At 64.7% G+C, this 6,258-nt stretch carries 7 protein-coding genes; 2 read left to right on the top strand and 5 right to left on the bottom strand.

What is annotated here, in order from left to right:
* Positions 1-712, top strand: a 712-nt coding sequence (locus VQ045_RS20995) for a ferric reductase-like transmembrane domain-containing protein (RefSeq protein ID WP_331831507.1), incomplete at its 5' end; no start/stop codon positions are given.
* 54 nt (positions 713-766) lie between these two features.
* Entirely contained in the window at positions 767-1,903 is a 1,137-nt protein-coding gene (locus VQ045_RS20990) for a potassium channel family protein (protein ID WP_331831506.1), read from the top strand.
* Between the two features lie 173 nt (positions 1,904-2,076).
* Here the strand turns inward: VQ045_RS20990 and ltnD are convergent, their stop codons facing one another.
* The 5 genes from ltnD to VQ045_RS20965 form a co-directional block, all read right to left on the bottom strand.
* Positions 2,077-2,970: an L-threonate dehydrogenase gene (ltnD, locus tag VQ045_RS20985; RefSeq protein ID WP_327649825.1), complete on the bottom strand. Its 894-nt coding sequence runs from the start codon at positions 2,968-2,970 to the stop codon at positions 2,077-2,079.
* An 81-nt stretch (positions 2,971-3,051) separates the two neighbouring features.
* Positions 3,052-3,834 carry a hydroxypyruvate isomerase family protein gene (locus tag VQ045_RS20980; RefSeq protein WP_327626007.1) on the bottom strand — a complete coding sequence of 261 codons (783 nt, stop codon included), beginning with the start codon at positions 3,832-3,834 and terminating at the stop codon, positions 3,052-3,054.
* Complete coding sequence (gene otnC, locus VQ045_RS20975; RefSeq protein ID WP_331831505.1) at positions 3,834-4,481, bottom strand: 3-oxo-tetronate 4-phosphate decarboxylase; 648 nt, start codon at positions 4,479-4,481, stop codon at positions 3,834-3,836. The genes VQ045_RS20980 and otnC overlap by 1 nt, the downstream gene beginning before the upstream one ends.
* Positions 4,471-5,736, bottom strand: coding sequence for a 3-oxo-tetronate kinase (gene otnK / locus VQ045_RS20970; RefSeq protein WP_331831504.1), 1,266 nt, complete (start codon positions 5,734-5,736; stop codon positions 4,471-4,473). The genes otnC and otnK overlap by 11 nt, the downstream gene beginning before the upstream one ends.
* A 150-nt stretch (positions 5,737-5,886) precedes the next feature.
* The gene (locus VQ045_RS20965) at positions 5,887-6,138 is read right to left on the bottom strand and encodes a TRAP transporter large permease subunit (protein ID WP_331831502.1); all 252 of its coding nucleotides are present in this window, start codon (positions 6,136-6,138) and stop codon (positions 5,887-5,889) included.
* Positions 6,139-6,258 lie beyond the last annotated feature (120 nt).

Below are 6,258 nucleotides of genomic sequence, written 5' to 3'. Positions count from 1 at the left end.
GCCCATCAGCGCCAAAATGCCGAAAAGTTCATTGCCCCTGCATCGAGGGCCGCGTAACGTTCAACCCGGCATCGCCGCTCAACGAAGTTCAACAAACTTCGGGACATCCCCGGAGTGGTCGCCGATGCATCAGTGGAACAGGGCGCTGGCTGACACCTCGCTGGTGATGGTCGCTTCATCGATGGCCATCGGCCCGCTGTCCCGCCTATGGACCCCATTTCGCAAGGCCATCCCCTGGCGGCGTGAGTTCGGCATCTACGGAGTGCTTCTGGCTTTCGCCCATGCCGTGTTTATCCTGATCGGATGGGTGAATCTCGATCTCATGCGGCTGATCGGCTACGAGTTCCATCCGCAATTGCTGCGCTACGTGATGCTTCAACACGGCTTCGGCCTAGCGAATATCATCGGCATTGTCGCGCTGGTCTACGCTGCAATTCTTGCGGTGACCTCCAATAATGCCAGTCAGAGACTGCTGGGAGGGTCGGTGTGGAAGTTTGTCCAGCAGGGCACCTATGTGCTGTGGTGGCTTTCGGTCGCTCACACAGGATATTTTCTCTACCTCCATTTTCAGGACTTCCATCGCCCGACGCCCGAGCCGAATTGGGCGCAGTGGCCATTCGCAATCCTCGTGCTTTCCGTGATGGCTTTGCAGACGGCGGCCTCGTTGCGCACATGGCGCGTCAAGAACAGACCGGCCCTGTCGCTGTCCTAGCGACGAGGTTTTCGGGCATCGTTCGGACCATGCGGGAGCGCTCGATATAACGGAATGGGCGAAGACGACCCGCGACCATTGCCCTGCGTCACCCGGGGCCAATATGGGCTCGGATCCGCGACCGATGCGCCGTTAGGCCATAAGCGTTATCAGGTGGCTCGTGCCGGTAATGGTTGTATGAACGAAACGATGACTGTTCTGCTCATTTTGGCTGGTGGCCTGCTGGTGGTGATCACCACTACAGACGCCATTGGCGGGTTCTTTCGGATCGGCGCCAGCGCGGGGCTTCTCACCCGCCCCGTCGAAGATCTTGTCAGCAAGGTTGTCCTCTGGTGGGTGCGGCGGTCCGGAAATCGGAGCCAGCTGAATCTGTTGGGGGCCTATTGCGTCGTCACCCGCACGGTCGTGAGCGTGACGGGGCTCTGGATCGGCTGGAGTCTGATCTATATGTCCTCGCCGGAGGCGGTCGTCACCGCGACGTCAGAGATTGTCGCAGAGACGCTCGAACGCTTTTACTTCGCGGGGTATACAGTTTCGACGCTGGGCCTCGGCGATTTCAAGCCGGGCAACGATACGTGGCGCCTCGTTACGACCGTCACGTCGCTGTCCGGTTTCATGTTTCTGACCTTCTTGGTCAGTTTTCTGGTGACGATCTCGAGCCAGATCTCGGAGCGGCGGTCGCTGGCGATGATCATCACGGCGGCGGGCGATGGCCCGTATGCGATCCTTGATCGTTATCGTCAGGACGACGCTGTCGATCTCAGCCCGCTGTTGAGCATGATCGCGCTGCCGCTGATCAAGACCGCCGAGGCCAGCACGAATTTGCCGCTGCTGCATCGATTTCATTCTGCTGACACGATCGCATCCTATGCCGTGGCGATCGCGAGACTCGACGAGACGCTGACCATACTGGAGCATGGCTGCAAGGGCGGCGAGCACCCCCAGATCGCGCTGGCGCGACACGGCATCGATATGATCGTCGATACCCTTCCGGATGGGGGGCGAAACCACGACGAGGCGGCGTCGCCTTCGTTGGCGCCATTGCGGAAGTCCTGCCTCGATTGCGCATCCGACGAAGAATTCGACCGCGCGACGTCGGAAGAGTCCGTGCGGTATCGTCGCAATCGGCTGAAGAACATGGTCGAGACACTCGGATTTTCCTGGCACCGGGATGTCTACCAGGGTCTGTAGCGCACCTCCGAGCCCATTCCGGCGGTATGGCGTGATCGGACGCAGGTCGCGGCCTAAACCGGGTGTCGATAGGCCTGCCGGTCGGTCTGGCGGTTTCGCCGCAGGCGATCCATCTGTTCGACAAGGCCAGCGAACAGCGTATCAACTGACGATAGCCGCGCCGCGGAAGAGGCTCAATCGCCCGATTTCTTCGGCAGGTCGATGCCGGCGAAAGTCTTGATGACGGCGCTGTCGGCTTCCTTGCCGTAGCCGGCGTTGCTGGCGTTGAGATACATCGCATAGGCGGTCGAGGCGAGCGGCAGCGGGAATTGGAGCGACCGGCCGGTCTCGGTCACCAGCCCCATGTCCTTGACGAAGATGTCGACCGCCGACATCGGCGTGTAATCGCCTTCCACGACGCCCTTCATGCGGTTCTCGAACATCCAGGAATTGCCGGCCGCGTTGGTGACGACGTCGTACATCAGATCGAGCGGGATGCCGGCGCGGGACGCGAGCGCCATCGCCTCGGCGCCTGCCGCGATATGGACCCCGGCGAGCAGCTGGTGGACGATCTTCACCGTCGCGCCGAGACCGATCGTCTCGCCTATATTGTAGACCTTGGCCGCGATTGCACCGAGCAGGGGCTCCAGCGCGTCGAAGACGTCTTGCGGCCCGGCGGCCATGATCGTCATCTCGCCGGTCTCGGCCTTCGCCGCCCCGCCGGAGACCGGCGCGTCCAGCATTTTCAGGCCGGCCGCGCGCAAATCCTCGTCGAAGCGGCGGGCATCGTCGGGCGAGATGGTCGCGGACACCACGACCGGCGTCCCGGGCTTGAGAAGCGGCGCGATGCCGTTCGCGCCGAACAGCGCGTCCCGGCACTGGGCGGCGTTGACCACCAGAAGCACGACCGCATCGAGATCGCCGGCAAAGGCCGAGGCGTCCTGGCCGACGCCGGCGGCTCCCGCCTGCTCGAGCCGCTCTAAGGCGGCGGGGGACAAATCGACGCCGTAGACCGTCAGTCCGGCCCGCAGGGCGGACAGGGCCGCTCCCATCCCCATCGAGCCGAGGCCGATGAATCCCACCTTCATTGCCGCCAATGCGCCCTCCCATCACCTGTTTCATGAGCCTTGGCGGACAACACGTCCGCTTCGGCAATTCAGGGCTGCTGCCTAAGGCTTGCCTGATCCGCCGGCGCGAAGCGACGCCATCCAGCCGAGCCCCTCGTCGGTCGTGCCGCGCGGCCGGTATTCGGCGCCGAAAAAGCCCGCATAGCCGAGCGCCACGATGGCCGGCAGCAGCCGCTCATAGGCAAGTTCGCCCTCGTCGGGCTCGGCGCGGGACGGAACGGCGGCGATCTGCACATGGCCGATCTGGGCCCGGTGGCGCTCGAAGCGGCGGATCAGATCGCCCTGCATGATCTGGGTATGGTAACAGTCGAACATGATCTTCAGTTCGGGCCGGCGAAGACGCGCGACGATCGCCGCCGCCTGCTCGATTTCGAAGAGAAAATAGCCCGGCGCATCGCGGTGGTTGATCGGCTCGATGAGCACCATCATGTCGTGTTTGGCGGCGCGGTCACAGGCATAGGCGAGGTTCTTGTCGAATGTTTCGCTCGCGCCTTCGACCCCTTGGGTTTTTCCGGCCATGACATGGACGGCCCCGACGCCGATCTTGGCGCCGTAGTCGAAGGCCTCGTCGATAGCCGCCCGGGCTTCCGTCTCCCGGCCGGGCACGGCGGCAAGGCCGAAATCGGTCGCGCCGCCCTTGCGGGTGTTGAGGCCGAGCATTGTCAGGCCGGTCTCCTCCAGCGCCCGCCGAACGGCCGCCGCGTCCTCGTCATAGGGCCAATGACATTCGACGGCGTCGAAGCCGGTCGCCTTCGCGCGGACGATCGCTTCGGGAAGCGACAGTTCGGTCCAGAGGAACCCGAGATTGGCGGACAGGCGGATCATCAGGACCACTCCACGTCGAAGGCGGTGACGACGCCGGCGATCTGTTCAGGTGTCAGCTGGCGCGGTTGCAAGCCGCGGGTCAAAAGCGCGAGACGCGCCGTCTCTTCCAGTTCCTCGACGGCATAGACGGCGGCTTCCAGATCCTTGCCGGCGACGACCGGACCATGATTGGCCAGCATCACCGCCGAGCGGCGCCCGGCGAGCCCGCGGATCGCGTCGCCCGTGGCCGCATCGCCGGGCAGAAAATACGGCAGCAACTGTACCTTGCCGAGCCGCATGATCGAATAGGCGGTGAGCGGCGGCAGCATATTGTCCGGGTCGATGCCCGGCAGCATCGAAAGGGCGACGGAATGGGTCGAATGGAGGTGCACAACGGCGCCGGCGGTGGAGCGGGTCTCGTAAAACGCCCGGTGCAGCGGCATTTCCTTGGTCGGCTTGTCGCCCTCGACGAGCGTCCCGGCGGCGTCGAGCCGGCTGAGGCGGGCCGGATCGAGCCGGCCGAAGGAGGAACCGGTCGGCGTGACCAGCAGCCCGCCATCGGGCATCCGGACCGAGATATTGCCCGAAGCGCCGTGGGTCAGGCCACGGTCGTAGATCGAGCGCGCCAGTTCGCAGACCGTCTCGCGAAGCTGTGCCTCAGCCGTCATGATGCTCGCCTTTCAAGACGCCCAGCGCCGTCTGGAAGAAATCCGCGTCGCCGAAATTGCCCGACTTCAGCGTCAGCCACAGCGGCCGGTCGGAGGCCTTGACGGCCGGGACGCCCGGCGCGATTTCCGGCCCGATGTCAAGGGCGGAGAGGCCGAGCCCCTCGACGACCGCACCCGACGTCTCGCCGCCCGCCACCACCAGCCGCGTGACGCCGGCGGCGCACAATTCGCGGGCGGTTTCGGCGAAGAATTCTTCAAGACGCGCGGCGAGTTGGTTCCGGCCGAAACGCTGCTGCGCCGCCTTGACCGCCTCCGGATCGGCCGAGGAGTAGATCAGTGGGGCGCCGCCCTCCTGTCCGAGCGCCCAGCGGACGGCGTCGCCCGGCGACTGCTCGCCCGCCATCACCCGATCGGGGACGATTTCGAGGGCAGGGGAGCCATCGGCATAACGTGCCACCTGCGTCCGCGTCATGGTTGAACAGGAACCCGACAGGATCGCCGCCGTGCCGTCCGAACCACTCCATTCAGAGGCGTTGGACGCAAGCAGGTTCTCGGCGCGGAAGTTTTCCGGCAGGCCGAGGGCGATGCCCGAGCCGCCGGTCAAAAGCCGCAGGTCCTTCGCGGCGGCTCCGATGGCCATAAGATCCGCGTCGCGGATCGCGTCGACCACCACCACGGGGCGGCCGGCGGCTACCTCGGCGGCCATCGCGTCCAGGATCGCCGGGCCACCTCGAAACACCGTTGTCGCGGCGACGTGCCCGACGCCCTGTTTCGTCTGCGGTGCCAGCCAGCGGCGAAGGTCGGCGTCGGTCATCGGCGTCAGCGGATGGTGTTCCATGCCGCTTTCGCTGAGCAGCCGGTCGCCGACGAAGAGGTGCCCCTGATAGATGCTGCGCCCGGTCGCCGGAAACGCCGGGCAAACGATCGTGCGGTCTGTCCCGAGGCGCTGCATCAGGGCATCGATCACCGGCCCGATATTGCCGTCCGGCGTCGAATCGAAGGTCGAGCAATATTTGAACAGGAACTGCCGGCAGCCTTGGGCGACCAGCCAGTCGAGCGCTTCGAGCGACAGCGCCACCGCCTCGGCCGGGGGAATCGTCCGCGACTTCAGCGCGACGATTCCGGCCTCGACGCCCGGCTCGGCGGGGCCACTCGGCACACCGGAGAACTGCGTCACCCGCATGCCGCCCTTGGCGAGGGTGTTGGCAAGGTCGGACGAGCCGGTGAAGTCGTCCCCTATGCAGCCGAGCAGCATCGTCCCCCTCCTCTGTCGCCAATTTCGGCAATGTATACCGTAGAGAGGCTAACTACCGCGTCTTGGCCGCTCGTGCCAAGCCTTGCGGTGAAGGAAGTTTCGGCGCCCAGGATCGAAGCGATTCCTTAACGAAAGCGGGCGACGGATTCGTTACTCGTAGAAGACGTCGACCAGCGACAGCGAGACCGCCGGCACATAGGTGACGAGGATCAGGATCAGGACCAGAACGCCGATGAACGGCAGGTTCGTCTTCGTCGTCTTCCAGATGTCGGTGCGGGCGATCGAGCAGGCCGTGACCAGCACGCTGGCGACCGGCGGGGTTTGCTGGCCGAGCGCGATGTTTAGCGTCAGCAGGATGCCGAACTGGATCGGGTCGATGCCGATTTCGTGGACCAGCGGCATGAAGATCTGAAGCGTCCCGGGTTTTCCGGAGGCTCCTATCTGTGAGAAGGAGCTACGATGAGCAAGACGACCAGGAAGTTTTCACCCGAGGTACGTGAGCGAGCGGTCCGGATGGTTGGT

The organism is Aurantimonas sp. E1-2-R+4 (assembly GCF_036549515.1).
In the GTDB taxonomy this organism is placed as follows: domain Bacteria; phylum Pseudomonadota; class Alphaproteobacteria; order Rhizobiales; family Rhizobiaceae; genus Aurantimonas; species Aurantimonas coralicida_A.
Note: the sequence above shows the minus strand (reverse complement) of the source record. Positions and strands in the feature narration are given on the sequence as shown.

Excerpts from the sequence above, each read along its gene's own strand:
- VQ045_RS20965 (WP_331831502.1), bottom strand. The coding sequence starts at position 6,138 with ATGCCGCTGGTCCACGAAATCGGCATCGACCCGATCCAGTTCGGCATC.
- ltnD (WP_327649825.1), bottom strand. The coding sequence starts at position 2,970 with ATGAAGGTGGGATTCATCGGCCTCGGCTCGATGGGGATGGGAGCGGCC.
- VQ045_RS20990 (WP_331831506.1), top strand. The coding sequence starts at position 767 with ATGGGCGAAGACGACCCGCGACCATTGCCCTGCGTCACCCGGGGCCAA.
- otnC (WP_331831505.1), bottom strand. The coding sequence starts at position 4,481 with ATGACGGCTGAGGCACAGCTTCGCGAGACGGTCTGCGAACTGGCGCGC.
- otnK (WP_331831504.1), bottom strand. The coding sequence starts at position 5,736 with ATGCTGCTCGGCTGCATAGGGGACGACTTCACCGGCTCGTCCGACCTT.
- VQ045_RS20980 (WP_327626007.1), bottom strand. The coding sequence starts at position 3,834 with ATGATCCGCCTGTCCGCCAATCTCGGGTTCCTCTGGACCGAACTGTCG.